This window comes from Streptomyces sp. SD31, from assembly GCF_052068475.1.
In the GTDB taxonomy this organism is placed as follows: domain Bacteria; phylum Actinomycetota; class Actinomycetes; order Streptomycetales; family Streptomycetaceae; genus Streptomyces.
Window position 1 is genome coordinate 232856 of the sequence record NZ_JBQHCX010000005.1, and the last position, 20598, is coordinate 253453.

Sequence of the window (20598 nt, forward strand, 5' to 3'; positions counted from 1 at the left end):
GAAGCGAGTGCCGGGCCCGCGCCGCCCTGATCCGGAAGGGGCCACCTACGCCGCGTGCCGCCCTCCCCGGCGCCGTCCGCCGCCCCGCCCCCACCTCGTCGCCGGTAGCGCGAGACCGACGAGCAGACCCGCCGCCAGGACGTACGGCCACCAGCCGAGGCCGCTGCTCGCGGTGCGGGTGCCGGGGGAGGCGACCGTGTCGGCTGCCGTGCGGGGGGTGTCGGCGCCGGGGGAGGGGGTCGTGGTGACGGCGGTGAGGACCACGTCGTTGCCGTCGCCGCCCCGGTAGCTGATCCGGTAGGTGGTGTCGCCCAGCCGGAGCTTCTTGCCCTCCTTGAGACCGGCGAAGGCGCCGGTCGTCTTCGCGCGGCCTCGGTGGTCGAGGACGGTGATCTTCCCGGCGGGCTTGGTCGTGGTGGCGGCGGCCGCGAGGTCAAGATCGCCGGCCAGGCGGACCGCGCCGGTCACCTTCAACGGGCCGGCGCGCAGGACGAGTTCGCCCTTCGCCGACTGGGTGTATCCGCCGGAGACGGTCAGGCCGCTCGCGACCACGCCGTCGTTGGTCACCGCTCCCTTCACTGTGCCCTTGCCGGTCAGCGTCTTCGCCCGGCCCACGCGCAGCCCCGAAGTCCCCGTGTCCAGGCGGGACTTCGCCGAGGTGAGCCGGATCGCCTTGCTGCGGGCGAGCGTCGCGCCGCCGCGCAGGGCGAGGGTGCCCTTCTTGACCGTCGTCGTGCCGGTGTACGTGACCGCGCTCCCCGTCAGCGTCGTCGTCGCGGCCCCCGACTGGGTGAGCGACCCGCTGCCGCTGATCCGGGACAGGGACAGCGCCTTGCTCGTGTTGTTCAGCACCAGCGAGCCGTTGTTGACGACCTTGTAGAGGCCCCCCTTCGTGTAGAGCCCGCCGTCACCGCCCGACCTGCCGCTGCCCAGCCGCAGCACGGCGCCCTTCTCCACGGTCGTCGAGCCGTCGTAGTACTGCACGGCGGCGAAGGTGACGTCGTTGCCCTTCGTCCCCTTGATGACGATGTCACCGGCGCCGGGCGCGGCCAGCGTGTCGTGGAACCTGCCGCCGCCGATGGGGGCGCCCAGCGTCACCGGTCCGTTGTAGTCGAAGGTGAGGAGCGAACGGGAGCGTGCCGCCAGCAGGTTGATGTAGACGGTCTCCGCGGTCCCGGGCATGAAGATCTTGTTCGTCGTCCCGTCGCCCCACTGGACGTTCGCGCCCTTGATGTTGGTGCCGCGCTTGTTGACGTTCTTGCGCGCGGGCGTCCAGTTCAGGGACGGGTCGCTGAGCGAGGGGTTGGTGTCACCGCCCTGGTCCGACCAGCTGTACTGGCCGGTCAGGACGACCTTGCTGCCCGGCCGGGACTGGACGTTGATGTCGCTGCCGTACTCCCGCTGGTAGAAGTCCATGCCCATGGTGACGGTCTGGCCCAGCGGGGTGTCCACGGTGTACGTGCCCTGGTTGAGGATCTTGCGCACGTTCGGCAGCGAGGTCGCGAACTCCGGGCTGCCGGCGTTGAGCTGCGTGCCGTTGTCGATCACCCCGGAGAAGGAGTGGGTGCCCGACAGGTCCCAGGTGCCCCACAGGAAGCGCGGCTGGGTGATGAGCCCGGAGCCGCTGATCGTGCCGAGGTTGTAGGCGCTCTTCAGGGAGAGCCGCAGGGTGCCGTCGACCCGGATGTTGTCCTGGTTGAGCCGGAACGCCGGGGTGTTGTACGGGAAGTGACCGACCAGCCCGGTCGTACCGCCGTTGCCGTACTGCAGGGTCGCCCCGCGCTCCACCGTGATCGCCGGCGGGTCCGCGTCGGTCGTGGTGACGTACGGGTGGTTGCCGCCGAGGACGCTCACCTTCTGCCGCTGCCGGGACTTCGGCAGCGTGAAGTCGCTGTCCTTGGTCAGGATCAGCGTCCCACTGCCGCGCACGGTGAGCGTGCCCTCGCCGCGGAAGACGCCGTCGTACGTCGTCGTCCCGGCCGGCACGGTGACGACCGTGTCACCGCTGAGCGTGACATCCCGGCCCCCGAGAACGTCCGCGGTGACGTCCCGGGGGCCGGCGGCCACCGCGGGGGGAGCGGTGACGGTGAGGGCGGCGACCACGGCGAGGGCGCCGAGGGCCGCTGCTGTCTTGGGGGTATGGCTGCGCACGTCATAGGAGACGTGGCGGGAGAGGGGCGATAACAAAAAATGGCGCTCGACTGGAAAGCGCTCTCTCCGTCACGTCGAACCCGTTGACCTCCTGGTTGCACACCTCTACCTTTTCGGCGTTCGGTATGGCAGATGCTGTCCGCTATTTCGAACCAGTTCCCCCCTCAGAGCCCCGAGAGGCAGTCCGCATGAGCCGCGCAGACGACCTGCCCCAAGCACTCCGATCCCCCCAATCCCCCAGCCGCAGACTGCTGCTGAAGGGCGCCGCAGCCGCCGGCGCCCTGACCGCCGCCGCTGCCGTCCCCGGCGTCGACGCCGCCGCAGCCCCTGCCGCATCCCCGAAGGCGGCCCCCTACGTGAACCCCCTGGTCCAGCAGCGCGCCGACCCGCACATCCACCGGCACACCGACGGCTTCTACTACTTCACGGCCACCGCCCCCGAGTACGACCGCATCATCCTGCGCCGCTCCCGCACCCTGAACGGGCTGACCACGGCCGCCGAGTCGGTCATCTGGCGGGCCCACACCACCGGCGACATGGGCGCCCACATCTGGGCGCCGGAGATGCACCGCATCGGCGGCAAGTGGTACATCTACTTCGCCGCCGCGCCCGCCGAGGACGTGTGGAAGATCCGCATCTGGGTCCTGGAGAACTCCCACCCCAACCCCTTCAAGGGCACCTGGGTGGAGAAGGGCCAGGTCAAGACGGCCTGGGAGACCTTCTCCCTCGACGCCACCACCTTCACCCACCGTGGTACCCGCTACCTGTGCTGGGCGCAGCACGAACCCGGGATGGACAACAACACCGGTCTGTTCCTCTCCGAGATGGCGAACCCATGGACCCTGACGGGACCTCAGGTGCGCCTGTCGACACCGGAGTTCGACTGGGAGTGCATCGGCTTCAAGGTGAATGAAGGCCCCTACGCCCTCAAGCGCAACGGCCGGATCTTCCTCACCTACTCGGCCTCCGCCACCGACCACCACTACTGCGTGGGCATGCTGACCATCGACGCGGACGCCAACCTGATGGACCCGGCCAGCTGGTCCAAGTCCCCCACCCCGGTCTTCACCAGCAACGACACCACCCAGCAGTACGGCCCGGGCCACAACTGCTTCACCGTCGCCGAGGACGGCCGCAGTGACGTCCTCGTCTACCACGCCCGCCAGTACAAGGAGATCGTCGGCGACCCGCTGAACGACCCCAACCGCCACACCCGCATCCAGAAACTCGGCTGGAACCCCGACGGCACCCCGAACTTCGGCATACCCGTGGCCGACACGGCGACGGGCACGACCGCCGAGCCGGCTGCCGCGACCGTGAAGGAGAGTGCGTGAGATGAGACGTGCGTACGCGGTTCTGCTCGCCCTCTGTCTGGCCCTGGCCGGCGCCCTGGCCACCGCAGCACCGGCCCAAGCTGCACCCCGGACCGTCACCAACGGCACCCAGTTCACCGACCCCTCGGGCAACCCCGTGCACGCGCACGGCGGCGGGGTCATCAAGGTCGGCACCTACTACTACTGGTTCGGCGAGCACCGCAACGCCGACAACACCTTCCGGTACGTGGACTCCTACCGCTCCACCGACCTGAAGAACTGGGAGTTCAGGAACCACGTCCTGACCCAGTCGAGCGCCTCGGAGCTGGCCACCGCCAACATCGAGCGCCCGAAGGTCATGTACAACGCCTCCACCGGCAAGTTCGTCATGTGGATGCACAAGGAGAACGGCACCGACTACAGCGAGGCCCGCGCCGCCGTCGCCGTCTCCGACACCGTGGACGGCAACTACACCTGGCAGGGCAGCTTCCGCCCCCTCGGCCAGCACATGTCCCGTGACATCACGGTCTTCGTCGACACCGACGGCACCGGCTACATGGCCTCCGCCGCCCGCGAGAACTACGACCTGCACATCTACCGCCTGACCAGCGACTACACGGGCATCGCCGCCCTGGTCGCCGACCCCTGGCACGGCGGCCACCGCGAGGCCCCCGCCCTGTTCAAGCGGAACGGCGTCTACTTCATGCTGACGTCGGGCGCGACCGGCTGGAACCCCAACCAGCAGCAGTACGCCACGGCCACCAACATCGCGGGTCCCTGGACGGCCATGGCGAACATCGGCGACGCCACGACCTACGGCTCGCAGACCGCGTACGTCCTCCCGGTACAGGGCACTTCGACCACCTCGTACCTCTACCTGGGCGACCGCTGGGGCAACTCCTTCGGCGGCACCGTCAACGACTCCCGCTATGTCTGGCTGCCGCTGACCTTCCCCTCCTCGACCTCGATGTCCATGTCCTGGTCCCCGGAGGTCACCATCGACACGGCCACCGGCTCGGTCAGCGGCACGAGCGCCACGTACAACACACTGATCGCCCGGCACTCGTCCAGGTGCGCCGACGTCACCAGCCAGTCGCTGTGGCAGGGCGCCCAGCTCAAGCAGTACGACTGCAACGGCGGCAACAACCAGAAGCACTGGTTCAAGTCGGTGGGCAGCGGCTACTACCAGCTGATGGTCAGGAACAGCTCGCTGTGCGTGCAGGAGAACGCGAACACGGTGACGCAGGAGAACTGCAACGCCTCCTCGACCAGCCAGCAGTGGTCGCTCACCACCACCGGTTCCTACGTGAACGTCAAGTCCCGTGCGACCGGCAAGTGCCTGGACGTGAACGGCGCGTCCACCGCCAACTCCGCCGCGATCATCACGTACACGTGCAACGGAGGCACGAACCAGCAGTGGACACGCGGAACATGAGATGCCCTCAGGCGAGCAGGTCGATCGCGTCGATCGCCGTGCCCGCGCTGAGATAGCCCGTCAGCCCCGAACCGCTCACCACGTCGATCTTCAGCACGTTGTACTGGCTGGTGTCCGTCTGCCAGGCGGACGCCGGCACGCTGTACGTGAACGTGTGGTTGTTGCCCCGGTACGAACCGTTGGTCAGCGACCGGGTGTCCGGCTGGGTGGGCGGGGAGGGGATGGCGGACGTCCAGGCGCCGTTGACCGACACCTGGGGCCGGCCGTTGGCGTACGCCGTCGTCACCCCGATCCGCAGCGTGTGCGCGGCCGCCGCCTGGGCCGCCGTCAGCCGGAAGTACACCAGGATCCCGCTGTTGACGTCCTTCCAGAGGTAGCAGGGGAAGGACGCCGTCTCGTTGTTGCCGATGACCACGTTGCCGGTCCACGAGGCGGCCCGGACGTCGGAGGGGTGCGCGTACGTCATCAGGTCGGCGTTCTTGAACCCGCTCGGCGTGCCGTTCCAGTCGCCGATCCGCCAGATCGCCGTGGCGTTGCTCGGGTCGTTCGAGGACGGGATCGCGATGGTGTTGAGGGTGGTCGTGCCGCCCGCGGTGACCGACACCGAGGTGGTGTACACGGCGAGTTCGCCCTTGAAGACGGTCAGCGTGTACGTCCCCGGCAGCACACCCCCGATCGAGAAGTAGCCGTCCGACGACCGCGCCGAACCCCAGTACTGCGCGGCCGAGTTGGCGAGCCCGACCGTGTACGCGTGCGCCGTGTTCCGCCCGGACATCCCGACCCCGGCCACCCGGCCGCGCCCGCTCGCGCCGACGTACCCGGACATGCCGAGCGAGTCCGCCCACGACGTGGTGAGCGTGCCCGGGAACAGCGACGACGAGGGCGCCCCGCCGTCCGTGAAGGCGATGACGTACGGCCCCTGGAGGCCGAAGCGCTGGGCCTCGGTCTGGTTCTGGCCGTAGTACAGGATCTCGTACAGGCCGCCGCCGTCCGCGCTCTGGTGGCGCAGGAGAGAGCGGTAGAAGGGGCCGCCGGACGCCTTCTCGTGGTTGCTGCGCACGATCCACAGGCCGACGCCGCCGCTGGACCAGCCGACGTAGTTGTAGTCCATCACCCGCAGCTTCGAGTAGTGCTTCGAGCGGGTCTGGCCGTCGGACTTCGCGAAGACGTCCGAGGCCTCGATGGTGGTGGGCGCGTAGGTGTAGGAGTCGGGCTCGTCGTTGAGGAAGAGGCCCTTCTTCACGCGCAGGATGTACCGGGTCGCGGAGACCGACGTGTCGGCCTTGTTGGTCCACAGGTAGATGTTGTTCTCGCCGCTGCGGGCCGCGTAGTAGTGCCGCAGCGTGCCGTACGCCACCGAGATCAGGATCGTCGAACCCGACTGCCGGATCGACACGGTGGAGGTGCCGAGGCCGGACTCGATGTGCGAGTTCATGCCGCCGTAGCCCTGGTACTCCGTGCCGCGGTAGACCAGCGAGGTCAGGTCGCCGTTGGACTTGCTGACCTTGAAGACGAGGTTGGCGCCGGTGTCGACGACGTAGTGCGAGCCGTCGTCGCTCCAGCCGAAGGCGGCGGCGGAAGCGGTGCCGCTCAGTGCGGCCGTGCCTGCCGCGGCCGCGGTGCCGAGCACGAAGGTGCGGCGTCGGACCGGTCTGTTGGTGGATCCGGACATGGGGGTGCCTCCTTCGAGGTGCGTTCGAGGTGTGGGGGTGGTGCGGGTGAGAGCGAGGGTGACAGTTGAATCGATTTCGCGAAAGGGCTTTCGTCGCGGAGAAGTTGGCAGTCATGTGAAATCGACCTGAGGTCTAGAAAGCGCTTGCAGAAACGGGTACGGTCCAGCGCCAGGCCTTGTCGTCCGTGGAGGAGCCGACGAATGAGACGTTTCAACCGTGCCGTCCTGGCGGCGGTGACGCTGAGCACCGGCCTGTCGGTCCTGTCGGCCGTACCGGCCCAGGCGTACGGCGCTCAGCGTCCCCTCGGCATCGAGAACTGCACCGCCGGGGCCTGCCACTTCGAGGTTCCGCCCGGCACGTACGACGTGCGGGTCCTCCTCGGCGGCGAGGCCGCGTCGAGCACCAGCGTCACCGGTGAGACCCGCCGCTCCCTGCTCCCCGAGACGGCCGCCCCGGCGGGTGAGCGCGTCGCCCGCAGCTTCACCGTGAACGTCCGCACGCCCGAGGGCGAGCCGACGGGCCCCGAAGGCACTCCCGGCCTGGACCTGCTGCTCGGCGGCTCGGCGCCCGCCCTCGCCGACATCAAGGTCACCCCGGCCCGGCACGCCCGCCAGATCTTCCTCGTCGGCGACTCCACGGTCTGCGACCAGCCCGGCGACCCCTACTCCGGCTGGGGCCAGCAGCTGCCGCAGTACCTCCGCAAGGGCGTGTCCGTCGCCAACTACGCCGACTCCGGCGAGAGCACGGTCACCTATCTCGCCGACTCGCGCCTCTGGGCCACCGTCCAGCCACGGATCCGCCCCGGCGACCTGGTCCTGATCCAGCTCGCCCACAACGACAAGACGACCGACGAGGCGACCTACCGGGCGAATCTGGAGGCCCTGGTGGCGGGCGTGCGCGAGAAGGGCGGCGAGCCGGTCCTCGTCACCCCGATCGTGCGCCGCTGGTTCAGCGCCGACGGCACGCTGAACAACAACACGGCCCTGCTCGTGAACGGCCTGGGCGTGGACCACCCCGCGGTCATCCGCTCGGTCGCCGCCGCCGAGGACGTCCCGCTGATCGACCTGACGGCGAAGACGAAGGCGCTGGTGGAGTCCCTGGGCGTGGAGGCCTCCAAGGCGCTGTACCTCTACAACGAGAAGCGGGACAACACCCACACCTCGGTGCACGGCGCCACGGTGTACGCGAACCTGGTCCGCGAGGAACTCGTAGCCCAGCATCTGGTGCCGGAGGGCAAGGTGCGGGTGGGATGAGCCCCTGGGGCGCCTCGACCGGAACCGGGGCGCCCCAGGTCTGAACCGAGCCGGCGAGAAAGAGATCCGATGCACCTGCCCCCCGACGACCGCACCCGCAGCCCGCACACCGGCTACACCCGCGCCCACTGGAAGGCGGCCGCCGACGCACTGCTCGCCGCGGTCGAGCCGTACGCCACCGAGGACCGCGCCCTGTACCACTTCCCGGGCGACCGAGCGAGCTGGTCGGGCCACCTCTCCGACGGCCTGGAGGGCTACGCCCGTACCCTGCTCCTGGCGGCCTTCCGCCGGGACGAGACGGCGTTGGAGCGCTACGCCGACGGACTCGCGGCCGGCGTATCGAGGGTCTGGCCCCGCATCGAGGACCGCAGCCAGCCCCTGGTCGAGGCGGCGTCGATCGCCCTCGCGCTGCGGCTGACGCGGCCGTTGCTGTGGGACCGGCTGGACGAGGGGGTACGGCAGCGGGCGGCGGCCTGGCTCGGGGACGCGGTGACGGCCGAAGCCTGGCCCTGCAACTGGGAGTTGTTCCCGGTGACGGTGGGCGGCTTCCTCCAGGAGATCGGATACGAGGCGGAGGAGTCCCGCAAGGCGATCGACCGCGGCCTGGAGCGCATCGAGGACTGGTACGTCGGCGGCGGCTGGTACACGGACGGCGACGGCCGGAAGTTCGACTACTACAACGGCTGGGCGATGCACCTGTACCCGGTGCTGCACGCCTGGCTGGCGCAGGACGAACGGCTGCTGGAGCTGTACGGCGGCCGGCTCGCCCGTCACCTGGAGGACTACGCCCGCCTGTTCGGTGCCGACGGCGCCCCCATGCACCAGGGCCGCTCCCTGACCTACCGTTTCGCGACCACGGCCCCGCTCTGGCTCGGCGCCCTGACGGGCCGTACGCCCCTCACGCCGGGGGAGACCAGGCGGCTGGCCTCCGGCGCGCTGAAGTACTTCCTGGAGCGGGGTGCGGTGAACGCGGACGGTCTGCTGACCCTCGGCTGGCACGGCCCCGACGAGACGGTCCTGCAAGGCTATTCGGGCCCGGCGTCCCCGTACTGGGCGAGCAAGGCCTTCCTCGGCCTGCTCCTGCCGCCGGACCACGAGGTCTGGACGGCGACGGAGGAACCCGCCCCGTCCGAGCGTGCGAACGCGCTCACGGCGATCGCCGCCCCCAACTGGCTGCTCCAGTCGACGAGTTCGGACGGCCTGGTCCGCCTCCACAACCACGGCAGCGAGGACGTCCGCTACGACCCGTACTACACGCGCCTCGCCTACTCGACGGTCACGGCGCCCTCGTCGTCGTACGACAACAGTGTGATCGTCGGCGACGATCCGAGCCGTACCGACATCGTGCCGCTGGGGGTGGGGGAGGGCTGGGCGGCCTCCCGGCACTCGGTCGGCGACGGGATCCGGGTGAGCAGTGTGGTGCTGGCCGAGGGCGCGGTGGAGGTCCGTATCCATCGCGTCGTGGGCGCGGCTGCCGGGACGGCGGTGCGGGTGACGGGGTGGGCGGCGGGGGAGGGCGTCGAGGCGGAACTCGTACCCGTATCCGGCCTGTTGAGCCACTCCGAGCGGACGGGATCGATGGGTTCGACGACTCAGACGACTCAGACGACTCGGACGGCTCAGACGGCTCAGACGGCTGAGACGGCTGAGACGGATTTGCCGGGACTGACAGGAGTGACGGGGGACGGCCCCACTGTGTTCGTCGCCCTCGCCCGCCTCACCGCCGAGCCGGACCCCGTGCCGCTTCAGGAGCTGGTGTCCGTACAGGTGGCGGAGACGGGCGAGATCCGCGTCCGCTGGAGCGCGGGGCGCGAGGTGCGGGTCCGGCTGGATGAGAACGGGGTGGCTGTCACACCCTGCTGAGGCTGCCGGGGCGATTGTCAGTGGTGGCTGGCAGCATGGTGATCATGAGCCGGATCATCTCGTACAGCACCGCTGACAAAGCCGACGTCCTGGGGTTTCTCGGAGCCGCCGGGAAGCTCACCGCCGACCAGGAGCGCATTCTCGGCATGATGCGCGAGAGGGCGAGGAAGAGCCAACTCGACCTCGACCACCAGGGCATCGACTGGGGCCTGTCCATCCCCGACGCGCTCGAGCACCTGGTGGCCGGTCACGCGAGTTCGGACGCGGAGTACGCGGCCGGCGCCTACTACCGCGCCCTCCAGCACATCATCGACTGCAATGCGTCCGACCCGTCCGACCTGGGCGTGTACTCCAAGCCGTCGACCTTCTTCGGCCTGCTCGACGACGAACTGCGCCGCCTGGACGTGAGCGGGGATCTGCTGCTGCACGACCACCTGTTCGCCGGTCCACCGCAGGAGATCCCCTTTCACATCCCGTATCCCGTGGATGGCCCGCACATAGGCATGTTCCCCTTGGCCAAGGCCAAGCCGGCCGCCGACGCCTACCGCGCCGTGCTGGACCGGATGGACGCGGACTTCCGGTACGACGTCCAGGAGATCATCGACAAGCTCGAGTTCGAGCACACCGAGTGGGAGTACGCGACGAAGAACATCGACTGGTACACCCAGGACACGATCTTCTTCTCCATTACGGGCTGACCTGGCGCCGCTCAGGGCTTCAGGGCTTGAGGCGCGCGATCCGCAGTGTCGTGGAGGTGGGGGAGGCACCGGTGAGCGGCGACGCGTACGACGGCGTGACCGGGACGTACGCCCACGCCAGCGTGCCGTCCTTCTGGACCGCGATGTCGCCGGTGATCCGGGTGCCGACGACCTTCGTGGCGCTCTGGAACTTGCCGTTCCAGTCGATGAGCCGGAAGGACGTGCCCGCGAAGGTGCCGGTGCAGGTGCCGTTCGCGCACTTGGCGTTCTTCAGGGACTCCCAGGAAAGCAGCAGGCGGTCCTTGCCGTACGGGGCGATGCGGACGTTGACGTGCTCGACGCCCTTGGTGTTCGACAGCTGGATCGCCTTGCCCGCGGGGGCGTTGCGGTTCTTGAGGAAGGCGACGGCCACCTGGTGGGTGCTGGTCTTGGGCGTGACCGTCCAGCCGCGTCCGCTGGAGTCATCGGGGTTCTTCTTGGCCGACGCGGCGCCGCGGGAGGCGAAGGCGGTGGCGTAGCGACCGGTGGCCGACTTCACGAGGTCACCGGTACGGCCCGGGAACGTGCCGCCGCAGTAGCCCGCCCAGCACTGTTCGCGCTGCACGACCGGGGCGTTGTCGGGTGCGCCGATCCCCGTCGACACGAACAGTCCCGAGCGCCAGTCGTCGAAGCAGAGGGAGGTGAAGGCACCCGTCTTCTCGGCGGCGAGGGCGATGCCCTCGTTGTGGCTGCACCCCCAGCTCCAGCCACCGCTGAGCTTGGCCCCCTTGGCGCCGACGTACGACAGCTTGTCGCCGAAGTGCCCGTCGGCGAAGCCGCCCGCACCGTGCACGACGAAGTAGGCGCCGTACTTGGTGCCGTTCCAGGTGAGCTGGCCGTCGAGGGTCGGGGACGTGTCGTTGGAGGAGGTGCCGGTCAGCTTGGTGCGGAAGGTCTGCTCGCCGTTCGTGTAGCGGATCAGTGCGGCCGCCGTCTCCTTCCACTTGTTGGTGTCGGCGACCCTGGTCAGCAGCGCGAAGCCGTCGTTGTGCGCGACCAGGCCGCCGACCTCCTTGGCGCCCTTGACGATCGTGTCCGCGCCCGAGCGCTTGCCGGCGGCGGTCAGCGGCGTGACGTGGATGCCGTCCGAGGCGGGCCAGGCCACCCGCAGGGTGCCGTTCGGGGCCACCGCCGTCGCCGTGCGGGTCCACTCGCGGGTGTTGTTGTAACCGGCCGACAGGTAGGGGAACTTGGCCGGCAGATTCACCGCGGTGGTCGTCGGGGTGAGAGCGGGGGCCGTGGTCGTGGCGGCGCCGGCGGTGGCGTACCAGGCCCCGACCAACGCGGCGGTGGCGGCGAGGCCGGCGATCAGGGGCCTGCGGGCGGCGTGCGCGCGGCGATGGCCGGGCGCGCCGGACGCGGACACGGCCGTGGTGCGTCTTGCGGAAGTCATGTACCCCGGTCGCCGCCCGAGCCGGCGAGGTTGCTGAAGTTTCACAGAGTGTGGTCCGGATCACTTCGGCCGGTACCGAAACGACCGGCGCCTAGCGTGCGGAGCATGACCGAAACCGCCCGTCGGGCCCCCTCCACACCCGTCATCGCCATGGTCGACCACGTCCTCACCGTGGCCGCGACCTGGCCGAACTGGGACGGTGCGCCCAAGCACGTCGACGATCGCGTCTACACCCCGCACAAGGCGATCCGCCGTGTCGCCGACCACCTGATCGACCACCTCGCCGAACTGGAAGCCCGGCTCGCGGTCGAGGAGCCCCTGCCCGACCACTGGCACGCCTCCGCCCTCACCACCGAGGCGGACCTCGCCCCCTTCACCGCCAAGGACCTGGAGGAGGCCCGCAGCCGGCTGACCCGCCTCGCCCGCATCTGGGCGAACCGACTCGACGCCCTGAGCGACGACCAGCTCGACCACTCGCCCGGCGAGGGCTGGTGCTTCCGCGAACTCGCCCGGCACCTCGGGGAATCGACGTATTACGCCGATGCCGTGGGCGATCTGTCGTGAGTGTGTTCGCCGACCTCCACCGGGGAGACGAGCCCCTCCTCCTCCCCAACGCCTGGGACCACGCCTCCGCGACGGCCCTCGCCGCCCAGGGCTTCCGGGCGATCGGGACGACGAGCCTCGGCGTGGCTGCGGCCGCCGGCCTGGCCGACGGGGCGTCGGCGACCCGCGACGAGACCCTCCGGCTCGCCCTGGCCCTCGGCTCGGAGCCGTACCTGCTCTCCGTCGACGCGGAGGACGGATACAGCGAGGACCCCGACGTGGTGGCGGAGTTCGCCCGGGAACTGGCGTGCGTCGGAGCCGTCGGCATCAACCTGGAGGACCACCTGGGCTCCGTCGCGCTGCACGCCGCGAAGATCGCGGCCGTCAAGTCGGCGGCACCGGACCTCTTCGTCAACGCCCGCACGGACACCTACTGGCTGGGCGACGGCGACGGCGAAGAGACGACGGCCCGTGTCGTCGCCTACCAACGGGCCGGGGCGGACGGTGTGTTCGTCCCCGGACTCACCGACCCCGCGGGCATCGCCGCCCTGGTCGAGCGCCTCCACGTCCCCCTCAACATCCTCTACGCCCCGACCGGCCCCACCGTCCCTCACCTCGCCGACCTCGGCGTCCGGCGCGTCAGCCTCGGCTCGCTGCTCTACCGGCGGGCGCTGGGCGCGGCGGTTGAGGCGGCTGCGGACATCAGGGCGGGTCGCACGCCGCGGGGGGCCACCCCGTCGTACGACGAAGTGGACTCGCTCAGCCGCCGGGGCGACCTGACTCACAGCGACGGACCGTAGGTTCCTGTTAGCGTTGACTCTTTCCCGGGTATCAGACCCTTTGGACTCATCACCGGCGAGGGACCGAGGAACCATGACCATGGACATCCCCGGCGACAGGCGACTGGCGGCCGCCGTCGTGATGGACGACAAGCAGCGGGTGCTTCTGGTGCGCCGCAGCGAGAAGGAGCGGTTCCTGCCTCGGGTGTGGGGTGTCCCCTGCGGGAAGCTGGAGCCGGGTGAGAGTCCCGAGGACGGCGCCCTGCGGGAGCTGAAGGAAGAGACCGGACTCCTCGGCGAGATCGTCCGCAAGGTCGGCGAGTCGTCCTTCCTCAGCGACTACCGGGGGCACGAGATCAAGAACTGGCAGGACAACTTCCTGGTCAGGCCGTTGTCCGCGAGCGTCACCCTCCCCGAGCCGGATCAGGACGCGCGCTGGCTCGGCCGGTCCGAGCTGACCTGCGTGGAGATCGACGCGTACAACCTCGACATCGTGCGCCAGGCCTTCACCGAGTCCTGAGCCACCGGGGCCACTAGGCGACTTCGGGCACTTCCGCACGGCGAGCCGATCACACAGGGAACGCATAGGGAAAACCCTGCGGGAGCGAGCACGCTCTTGTCGCAGCCGCCCCCAGGCGTTTCACTTGGCGCACCCCCCCACAGGAGAACACCCGATCTCACCTGCAGAAGGGTCAGTTCTTTTGTCAGCGATACGCGCCTCCGCCGTCACCGCGGCGGCCTGTGCGGCCGTGCTCGCCACGGCGCTGCCGTCCTCGGCCATCAACTCGTACAACGCGACGCCCGCCCCCGAACGCACCGAGGTCGGCGCGCTCGTGGCCACCTGGGACAACGACGGCGACCCCGCGACCCCGGACCGGGTCGACTGGGTCTGCTCCGGCACCATGATCGACGCGGACACCTTCCTGACCGCCGCGCACTGCACCACCGACTGGCCGGACAACGTGAAGTTCTACGTCTCGTTGGACCAGGACGTGCAGGCCGGCCTCGACGCCGCCGCCAAGAAGTACCCCGGCGACCCGGCCGCCCAGGCGAGGTCCGTCGCCGTCCAGGGCACCGCCCACAGTCACCCCGACTACCCGGGGCCCGCGTCCGACACCCATGACATCTCGGTGATCGAACTGCCCGGCGCGTTGGTCAAGGCCCGCTGGACCTTCACCCCGGCCACCCTGCCCACCGCGAACCAACTCGGCGCGCTCGGACCGCAGGGCCTGAACGCCACGGACTGGTTCGTCGCCGGATACGGCACCCAGGAGGCCGTCAACGGCCCCGGCGGACACACCCACCCCGGCGGCGGCGTCCGGATGAAGGCGCCCGTCACCTTCGACGCCCTCAACAACTCCTGGGCACGCCTGGCGATGACCGCGCCGCAGGGCAACGGCGGTGCCTGCTACGGCGACTCCGGCGGCCCCAACTTCGCGGTGATCGGCGGCAGGAACGTCTTGGCCGCCACCACGATCACCGGCGACAGCCCGTGTTACGCGACGAACGTGACGTACCGCCTGGACACACCGGCCGCCCGCGCCTTCCTGTCGCCGTTCGTCAAACTCCCGTAGCCCCTGCCGACCCCGGCCCCGGCCGCCCGGCGCCGAAGCCGACGGGCGGCCGGGGTCACCGCGTGCTCGGGTGCCGTGAGCCGTCACACGGCCCTGAGCCGTTCCGCCAGGTCGCTCAACGCACCCAAGTAGTCCCGCACATTCAACGGAACCTTCTCCACCGCCCCCGGATGCGGGCCCGCCGCCGTGAACACATCGGTGTGGCGCCGCCGCCCCGCGCCCGTCTCCAGGAACAACGTCACCGTCGGCGCGTCCGTGTCGCACCAGGCCCGGTGCAGGGTGTGCGCCGGCAGGGCGTACGAGCTGCCCGCCGCGTACTGGCCCACATGCGTCAGCCGCAGCCGCGCAGCACCGGCCGGCCGCAGCACCCAGTCCGCCGACCCTTCCGCCAGCGACTCCTCGTACCGGGCCGCCGCGACACCACCGACACCACCGACACCACCGACACCGTCATCGGCGTCATCGCCGCTCTCGCCGCAGACCTCGTACAGCTCCATGGCCAGCCGGCCCCGTACGACATAAGAGGCCAGTGGCGAACGGTGGTTGTGGATGTCCTCCTCGCCGATCCCGCCCGCGCCCGGATGCCACACATGCGCGCGCAGCATGTGGCGCGGGCCGCCGTCGATCAGCAGCAGCTTGTCGAAGCCGAGGACATGGCGGTACGACAGTCGCGCGCAGCCCGCCGGATCGCCCTCGCCGGAGGAGAGTTCGGCGATCAGCTCCAGCAGCCGGTCGGGGGAGCCGAGTTCGGCGACGACGGAGCGGGCGGCGGACGCCAGCTCTTGCTCGGCTCGTTCACCGTCCAGTGCCTCGGCCAGCAGCCTTCGCGTCGCCAGGACCTGCCGACCGCCCATGCACCCATCCTCCAACGACCCGCACGTGACCTTCGAGTTCAGCCCCTCGGCTGATACATCCATACGGCATGCGCGCGCAGCGTCGAAAGACCTTGGTAGGTCATCCACATGGGCCGCCGCAGTTCGGTGCTGTCGCCCCGCCCCCAGAACCAGACGCCGTCCGTCTGGCCCGCCCACACCGCGGCGACGGCCCCGTCCAGCCGTACCCGCCACTGCTCCTCCAGTCCGTCGGCGCGGGCGATCTCCACGGCGCCCGGCGAGAGCAGGGCGCGCGCCACCCAGGAGGCGGTGAAGTGCCGTACGTTCAGGACCTCGTGGCGCGATGGGTCGTCCGTGCGCGGCCGGCGTACCTCCTCGTGCAGGTTCCTCAGGTCCGCGCAGGCGTCGTGCGACGCCTCGGGGCAGGTCAGCAGCCAGCGGACGCCGTCCTCGCGGGCGGCGCGCACACCGGCGTTCTCGCCGAGGACCCGGGCGGCCCGGTCGAGGGCGACGACCGCCTGCGCGGTGTGCAGCGGTGACGGCCAGCCGTGCGGGGGGTCGAGGCGGTAGCCCCAGCAGCGCAGATGATCGCGGCGCGGGTCGCTGATCGCGCCGTCCGCGAGGGCCTCGCGCAGCACCGGCAGGACCTCGGAGCGGGGCACGGCACGCAGCAGCCCGCGCAGCACGGTCGTCACGACATGGGTCGACTCCCGCCCGGCGCGGTCGAGTTGCCGGGTGAACCCGCTGGTGCACCGGTCCACCTCGGCGGCCAGCCGCTCGGCGGACGCACCCGCCCGGGCGAGCGCGCCCAGCACCAGCGCGGTGACCTCCGGACGTGGCTCGGACCCCTGCGAGCGCGCCGACCAGCCGCCGTCCGGCAGCCGCAGCCGCCACAGCGTGTCCACCAGGTCGCCGGTGCTCAGCCGTCCGTCGGGTACGCCGAGGTCGAGCATGATGTGCAGGCCGTACGCGGTGCCGACGGGGGTGGGGCGTGAGGGCGAGACCTCACCGAGGGAGTGCGGCCAGCCGGTGAGCCGCCCGAGCTCCGGGTCGTCCACGACGGACACCTGGTCGATGAGGGACTCGTAGGCTGAGGCGAAGGCCCGGGGGAGCGGGCCGGGCGCCCCCGGCGCCATGGCGGCGGGCCCCACGGCGGCGCCCGGTGCTCGCTCGCCGGCCGCCGCCCGGGCTCGCAGCAGCGCCGCCGCCAGCCAGGCCGCGACCGAGGTGCCGAGTCCGCTGATGCCGGCGATCAGATAGCGGGCGGCCGAACCTTCGAGGGAGCCGGGCAGCACACTGAACAGGAACTGGAACACGCCGTACCCGGCGGCCACACACCCGAGGCCACCGAGCCAGCCGACGAAACGCGCCGGGGGCGAGCTGTCCGGGGTTTCCCCGTCCGGAGCGGGAGGCGCGGGACGGGTCTGCCGGGACCTCAGGGGGCCGCGTCCGAGCTGCTGTTGGGACAAGACGCACTCCCTCCCCCGTGGCGCGACGTGTGACCTCCGCGAAGCTTCCAGTCTAAGTGGTCAGGGTGACGACTGGGGCGGCCGTCGGTCGCGCTCGTGCCGCGGCCAGTTCACGAGCGCCACGTGCAGGGCGTCGACGGCGCGCTCCCAGGACTCCTGGACGGCCCGGGGGGCGCCGAACGCGCCGGTGGACTCCAGGGCGCAGTAGCCGTGGAAGGTGCTGCGCAGCAGGCGCACGGCGTCGGTGAGGTCCGGTTCATCGAGGCCGTAGGCGCGGAGCATGCCGTAGGTGATCTCGGCGGTGCGGCGCATGGCGGGGGAGTCGGCGACGAGGGCCTGGTCGATCTGGATGTGGGTGGCGGCGTATCGGCCCGGGTGCTGGAGCGCGTACTCCCGGTAGGCGTCCGCGAAGGCGGCGAGCGCGTCCTTGCCGGCGCGTCCGGCGACGGCGGTGGCGATCCGGTCGATCATCTCGCCGCCGGCCAGCAACGCGACCCGCGTACGCAGGTCCTGGAGATTCTTGACATGCGAGTACAGGCTCGCGTCCTTCACCCCGAAGTGCCGGGCCAGCGCGGACAGGCTGACCTTCTCGAACCCGACCTCGTCGGCGAGGTCGGCCGCGGCCGCGGCGAGTCGGTCGGCGGTGAGTCCTGCGCGGGCCATGGGCTGGCTGACCTCCGGATATGTGACCTGGCCCAAGGCCCCGAGGGTCCCTGGAGCCCCTAGGAGACATCCTAGTGAGGTCAGGGAGGTCGGTCTTCCAAGAGCAACTTCCGTTCATGCAGAACGACGCCCCTGTGGTCGCAGCCCACTGGCCCACGCCGACGTCCCTGGCCCCGCGCGAGAGGCCCATCAGCTACCACGGCGAACTCCGCGACGGCCCCGACAGTGTTGCGGAGCGAGTGAGCGGGTGCCGATCGGGACGCGCTGAGGCCGACTGACTACCGTTGCGCCGCATGACCCACACAGAGATCGAGATCACCGCGGAGTTGGTCCGGGACCTGCTGCAGGACCAGCACCCCGACCTCGCCGACCGCCCCGTGCGGCTCGGGGCGCGCGGGTGGGACAACCAGCTGTGGCGGCTCGGCGACGACCTCGCCGTCCGGTTGCCCTGGGCGACGCGGTCCGCGGACGCGTTGCTGCGCAAGGAATACGCCTTCCTCCCCGCCCTCGCCCCGCACCTGCCGCTGCCGGTCCCCGTCCCGCAGCGCCTCGGCGAGCCCTCCGAGCGGTTTCCGCGGCCCTGGATCGTCACCACCTGGGTACCGGGCTCGCCCGCCGACCGGGCGCCCGTCACCCGCGGCGCGGAGGCGGCCGACGCCCTGGCGGCCTTTCTGACGGCTCTTCACCGGCCCGCACCCGACGGGGCGCCCGTCGGCCGTGACCGCGGGGGGCCGCTGGCCGACCACGCCGAGGGATTCGCCAAGGGACTGGACTCCGCGATCGAGTTGGGGCTGATCGCCGACCCGGATGCCGTCCGCGCGGTCTGGGAGGACGCCGTCGCCGCACCCGAGTGGGCGGGTCCGGCTCTGTGGCTCCACGGCGACCTGCATCCGGCCAACGTCCTCACCGCGGACGGCACTTTCTGCGGCGTGATCGACTTCGGCGACCTCTTCGCGGGCGATCCGGCCTGCGATCTCGCCGCCTCCTGGTCATTGCTGCCGGACGGCGCCGCCGACCGCTTCCACGCCGCCTACCAGCCGGCTCCGGACACCGCGACCCTGCGCCGCGCCCGCGGCTGGGCCGTGCGGCAGGCGCTCGGCGGCATCCTCATCGGCGAGGCGGGTGTCCGGGGCCGGCCCGGAGGCAAGGCCGGCTGGGGCCCACCCGCCCAGGCCGCACTGCGACGCCTCACCGCGGCGGCCGGCGGTTAAGCGGGTGCCTGCACCGGCGCGAGGCGGGTCAGCGTCGGGCAGTGTCACGAACCGACGAGCAGACGGACAAGGGCCGGTCGGACAGGGGCCGTTGACATTGTGCCGTGCCGCCCACCCCCACGTACGGCTGCGGGGGCGGGCGGCCTCGCACTGGCCCGTCAGCCGATCGGCGCGTACAGCACGCCCAGCTTGTCGATCTCGTCACCCGACCGACCCGTGAACCCGACGATCTGCCAACCGGCGGGTGCCGTGAAGGTCTTGCTGTCCGATGCCGCCGTCCCGGCGGACAGCGTCCGGCCCTTGTCCGTCGTGAACGACGCCGAGAAGATCCGCGTACGGCCGTCCTTCCGACCCTGCGTCAGCTTTACGGCGGTGAGGTGCTCGCCGGAGGCCAGCGTCAGGGACGTCGCCGTGCCGCCCGTGCCGCCGTGGGTGAGGGCCGTGCCGCCGTCGTGCGTCAGGGCCACCGCGTCCAGGCGGGAGCTGCCGCGCAGGGTCAGGGTGCGCGGGGACACCGACGTCGGCAGGTTGTCCGCGTCGTTGAAGGCCGTGCCGTGCGGGCCGCCGAAGAAGTCGCTCGCCTTCAGGCCGGAGTTGAGGGTGTAGGAGAAGTCGACCGTGTGCGGGAAGTGGTCGGACAGGTTGCCGCCCGCGGAGTCCAGGAACGACGCCCACTCGTTGTTGTAGCGGGTGGCGTCGAGCGTCAGGAGCCTGCTGCCGCGGTAGAGGACCTTGTCGACGACCTCGCAGCCGTTCGGCGGAGCCGTCGTCGGGCACACCAGCGCGTCCGCGCCCTGCGTCGGCCGGACGCCGCCCTTGGCCAGCTGTACCCACGCGTCCGTCAGGCCGTTCTCGTCGGCGAGGGTGCGGATGTTGTCGCCGCTGCGGGTGTACCGGGTGTTGGTGTCACCCATGACGATGACGGCGTTGCCGGACGAGTTCGTCTGGATGAAGTCCGACAGCTGCTCGATGTTGGCGCGGCGGGCGGCCAGGGCGTCGGCCGTGTCGTCGGCGTTGGCGTGGACGTTGTAGAGGTCCACGAAGACGCCCTCGGCGAGCCGTACGCGCGCCAGCGAGAAGCCCTTCGGGGTGAGGCAGTTGGTGCCGGTGCACTTGTTCCACTTCACCCGCTCGAAGTCCTCGAAGGGGTGGTCCGAGAGGGTGTTGAGGCCGTCGCCGAAGGGCACGCCGCCGCTGGTCGCGGTGCGGTACGGGTGGTTGTCGCCCGCGTACAGGGCCGCGTGGTAGTTGAAGTCCTCCTGCACGTTGACGATGTCGTACGCCCCGAGGCGCGGGGAGATCAACGGGGTGTTCTTCTCCGGGTGGCCGGAGCTCAGGCCCTCCGGGAGTCCCGCGACGTTGTACGTGAGGACGTTGAAGGAGCCGGTGGTGGCGGCCGCGGCGGGCGTCGCGGTGGTGGCGGTGAGGCCGGTGAGGGCCAGGGTGGCGGCAGCGAGGGTGCCGAGGAGTCTTCTCATGGTGGGGGTGTCTCCGGGGGGTGACAGACGGGCTAGACGCTGAGCACTGAAGGTGAGCGCTGTTCAGATTCCGTGTCAACCAGGGTGACGTACAAGGGGCGTTGGGGAAACAGTGAGAGGCGTGGCGTTCCGTCGTGTCCGGGGAACCCGGCGGCCACTCGCTGATCCTTCAACGTTCATGTTTCGCCTTGATCCTTCACAGGCGGCGCAGCGGCGCTGCAGGAGGCAGC

The 20598-nt window shown here is 70.7% G+C and carries 17 protein-coding genes; 10 read left to right on the plus strand and 7 right to left on the minus strand.

What is annotated here, in order from left to right; genetic code table 11:
* Nucleotides 1-45: 45 nt before the first annotated feature.
* Complete coding sequence (locus ACTMVF_RS13085) at nt 46-2151, minus strand: autotransporter (protein ID WP_441271151.1); 2106 nt, start codon at nt 2149-2151, stop codon at nt 46-48.
* Nucleotides 2152-2339: 188 nt separating this feature from the next.
* Between ACTMVF_RS13085 and ACTMVF_RS13090 the strand changes: the two genes are divergently transcribed.
* A complete protein-coding gene (locus ACTMVF_RS13090; protein ID WP_441271152.1) occupies nt 2340-3485 on the plus strand; it encodes a glycoside hydrolase family 43 protein in 1146 nt (381 codons plus the stop codon).
* A gap of 1 nt (nt 3486) precedes the next feature.
* Nucleotides 3487-4899 carry an RICIN domain-containing protein gene (locus ACTMVF_RS13095; RefSeq protein WP_441271153.1) on the plus strand — a complete coding sequence of 471 codons (1413 nt, stop codon included), beginning with the start codon at nt 3487-3489 and terminating at the stop codon, nt 4897-4899.
* A gap of 7 nt (nt 4900-4906) precedes the next feature.
* Here the strand turns inward: ACTMVF_RS13095 and ACTMVF_RS13100 are convergent, their stop codons facing one another.
* Nucleotides 4907-6571, minus strand: a complete 1665-nt coding sequence (locus ACTMVF_RS13100; protein WP_441271154.1) for a rhamnogalacturonan lyase B N-terminal domain-containing protein — start codon at nt 6569-6571, stop codon at nt 4907-4909.
* A 201-nt stretch (nt 6572-6772) separates the two neighbouring features.
* Between ACTMVF_RS13100 and ACTMVF_RS13105 the strand changes: the two genes are divergently transcribed.
* The 3 genes from ACTMVF_RS13105 (at nt 6773) to ACTMVF_RS13115 (ending at nt 10386) form a co-directional block, all read left to right on the plus strand.
* Nucleotides 6773-7825 carry a rhamnogalacturonan acetylesterase gene (locus ACTMVF_RS13105; RefSeq protein WP_441271155.1) on the plus strand — a complete coding sequence of 351 codons (1053 nt, stop codon included), beginning with the start codon at nt 6773-6775 and terminating at the stop codon, nt 7823-7825.
* A 69-nt stretch (nt 7826-7894) separates the two neighbouring features.
* Complete coding sequence (locus tag ACTMVF_RS13110; RefSeq protein ID WP_441271156.1) at nt 7895-9688, plus strand: DUF2264 domain-containing protein; 1794 nt, start codon at nt 7895-7897, stop codon at nt 9686-9688.
* Nucleotides 9689-9732: 44 nt separating this feature from the next.
* Nucleotides 9733-10386, plus strand: coding sequence for a DUF7691 family protein (locus ACTMVF_RS13115; protein WP_441271157.1), 654 nt, complete (start codon nt 9733-9735; stop codon nt 10384-10386).
* A gap of 19 nt (nt 10387-10405) precedes the next feature.
* Here ACTMVF_RS13115 and ACTMVF_RS13120 read toward each other — a convergent pair whose 3' ends face one another.
* Nucleotides 10406-11818: a hypothetical protein gene (locus ACTMVF_RS13120; RefSeq protein WP_441271158.1), complete on the minus strand. Its 1413-nt coding sequence runs from the start codon at nt 11816-11818 to the stop codon at nt 10406-10408.
* Nucleotides 11819-11923: 105 nt separating this feature from the next.
* Here ACTMVF_RS13120 and ACTMVF_RS13125 point away from each other — a divergent pair, with 105 nt between their 5' ends.
* The 4 genes from ACTMVF_RS13125 (at nt 11924) to ACTMVF_RS13140 (ending at nt 14714) form a co-directional block, all read left to right on the plus strand.
* Entirely contained in the window at nt 11924-12382 is a 459-nt protein-coding gene (locus tag ACTMVF_RS13125) for a hypothetical protein (RefSeq protein WP_441271159.1), read from the plus strand.
* On the plus strand, nt 12379-13161 hold the full coding sequence (locus ACTMVF_RS13130) for an isocitrate lyase/PEP mutase family protein (RefSeq protein ID WP_441271160.1): 783 nt from the start codon (nt 12379-12381) through the stop codon (nt 13159-13161). Before ACTMVF_RS13125 ends, ACTMVF_RS13130 begins: the two co-directional genes overlap by 4 nt.
* 73 nt (nt 13162-13234) lie before the next feature.
* Nucleotides 13235-13660, plus strand: a complete 426-nt coding sequence (locus tag ACTMVF_RS13135; RefSeq protein WP_441271161.1) for an NUDIX hydrolase — start codon at nt 13235-13237, stop codon at nt 13658-13660.
* A 181-nt stretch (nt 13661-13841) separates the two neighbouring features.
* On the plus strand, nt 13842-14714 hold the full coding sequence (locus ACTMVF_RS13140; protein WP_441271162.1) for a trypsin-like serine protease: 873 nt from the start codon (nt 13842-13844) through the stop codon (nt 14712-14714).
* 83 nt (nt 14715-14797) lie between these two features.
* Here the strand turns inward: ACTMVF_RS13140 and ACTMVF_RS13145 are convergent, their stop codons facing one another.
* Genes ACTMVF_RS13145 through ACTMVF_RS13155 form a run of 3 tightly spaced genes read right to left on the minus strand, consistent with a single transcriptional unit; the run spans nt 14798 to nt 17679 of the window.
* Nucleotides 14798-15568 carry a hypothetical protein gene (locus tag ACTMVF_RS13145; RefSeq protein ID WP_441271163.1) on the minus strand — a complete coding sequence of 257 codons (771 nt, stop codon included), beginning with the start codon at nt 15566-15568 and terminating at the stop codon, nt 14798-14800.
* Between the two features lie 38 nt (nt 15569-15606).
* Complete coding sequence (locus ACTMVF_RS13150; RefSeq protein ID WP_441271164.1) at nt 15607-17016, minus strand: hypothetical protein; 1410 nt, start codon at nt 17014-17016, stop codon at nt 15607-15609.
* Nucleotides 17017-17076: 60 nt separating this feature from the next.
* Nucleotides 17077-17679 carry a TetR-like C-terminal domain-containing protein gene (locus ACTMVF_RS13155; RefSeq protein ID WP_441271353.1) on the minus strand — a complete coding sequence of 201 codons (603 nt, stop codon included), beginning with the start codon at nt 17677-17679 and terminating at the stop codon, nt 17077-17079.
* A 293-nt stretch (nt 17680-17972) separates the two neighbouring features.
* On the opposite strand from ACTMVF_RS13155, the gene ACTMVF_RS13160 reads away from it, so the two are divergent.
* Nucleotides 17973-18890: an aminoglycoside phosphotransferase family protein gene (locus tag ACTMVF_RS13160; protein ID WP_441271165.1), complete on the plus strand. Its 918-nt coding sequence runs from the start codon at nt 17973-17975 to the stop codon at nt 18888-18890.
* A gap of 158 nt (nt 18891-19048) precedes the next feature.
* On the opposite strand, the gene ACTMVF_RS13165 is transcribed toward ACTMVF_RS13160, so the two are convergent.
* Nucleotides 19049-20368: a jacalin-like lectin gene (locus tag ACTMVF_RS13165; protein WP_441271166.1), complete on the minus strand. Its 1320-nt coding sequence runs from the start codon at nt 20366-20368 to the stop codon at nt 19049-19051.
* Nucleotides 20369-20598: the final 230 nt, after the last annotated feature.

Bases quoted from the DNA above. Each gene is read 5' to 3' on its own strand.
- ACTMVF_RS13090 (WP_441271152.1), top strand. From the start codon at position 2,340: ATGAGCCGCGCAGACGACCTGCCCCAAGCACTCCGATCCCCCCAATCC.
- ACTMVF_RS13095 (WP_441271153.1), top strand. From the start codon at position 3,487: ATGAGACGTGCGTACGCGGTTCTGCTCGCCCTCTGTCTGGCCCTGGCC.
- ACTMVF_RS13100 (WP_441271154.1), bottom strand. From the start codon at position 6,571: ATGTCCGGATCCACCAACAGACCGGTCCGACGCCGCACCTTCGTGCTC.
- ACTMVF_RS13105 (WP_441271155.1), top strand. From the start codon at position 6,773: ATGAGACGTTTCAACCGTGCCGTCCTGGCGGCGGTGACGCTGAGCACC.
- ACTMVF_RS13110 (WP_441271156.1), top strand. From the start codon at position 7,895: ATGCACCTGCCCCCCGACGACCGCACCCGCAGCCCGCACACCGGCTAC.
- ACTMVF_RS13115 (WP_441271157.1), top strand. From the start codon at position 9,733: ATGAGCCGGATCATCTCGTACAGCACCGCTGACAAAGCCGACGTCCTG.
- ACTMVF_RS13120 (WP_441271158.1), bottom strand. From the start codon at position 11,818: ATGACTTCCGCAAGACGCACCACGGCCGTGTCCGCGTCCGGCGCGCCC.
- ACTMVF_RS13125 (WP_441271159.1), top strand. From the start codon at position 11,924: ATGACCGAAACCGCCCGTCGGGCCCCCTCCACACCCGTCATCGCCATG.
- ACTMVF_RS13135 (WP_441271161.1), top strand. From the start codon at position 13,235: ATGACCATGGACATCCCCGGCGACAGGCGACTGGCGGCCGCCGTCGTG.
- ACTMVF_RS13145 (WP_441271163.1), bottom strand. From the start codon at position 15,568: ATGGGCGGTCGGCAGGTCCTGGCGACGCGAAGGCTGCTGGCCGAGGCA.
- ACTMVF_RS13155 (WP_441271353.1), bottom strand. From the start codon at position 17,679: ATGGCCCGCGCAGGACTCACCGCCGACCGACTCGCCGCGGCCGCGGCC.
- ACTMVF_RS13160 (WP_441271165.1), top strand. From the start codon at position 17,973: ATGACCCACACAGAGATCGAGATCACCGCGGAGTTGGTCCGGGACCTG.
- ACTMVF_RS13165 (WP_441271166.1), bottom strand. From the start codon at position 20,368: ATGAGAAGACTCCTCGGCACCCTCGCTGCCGCCACCCTGGCCCTCACC.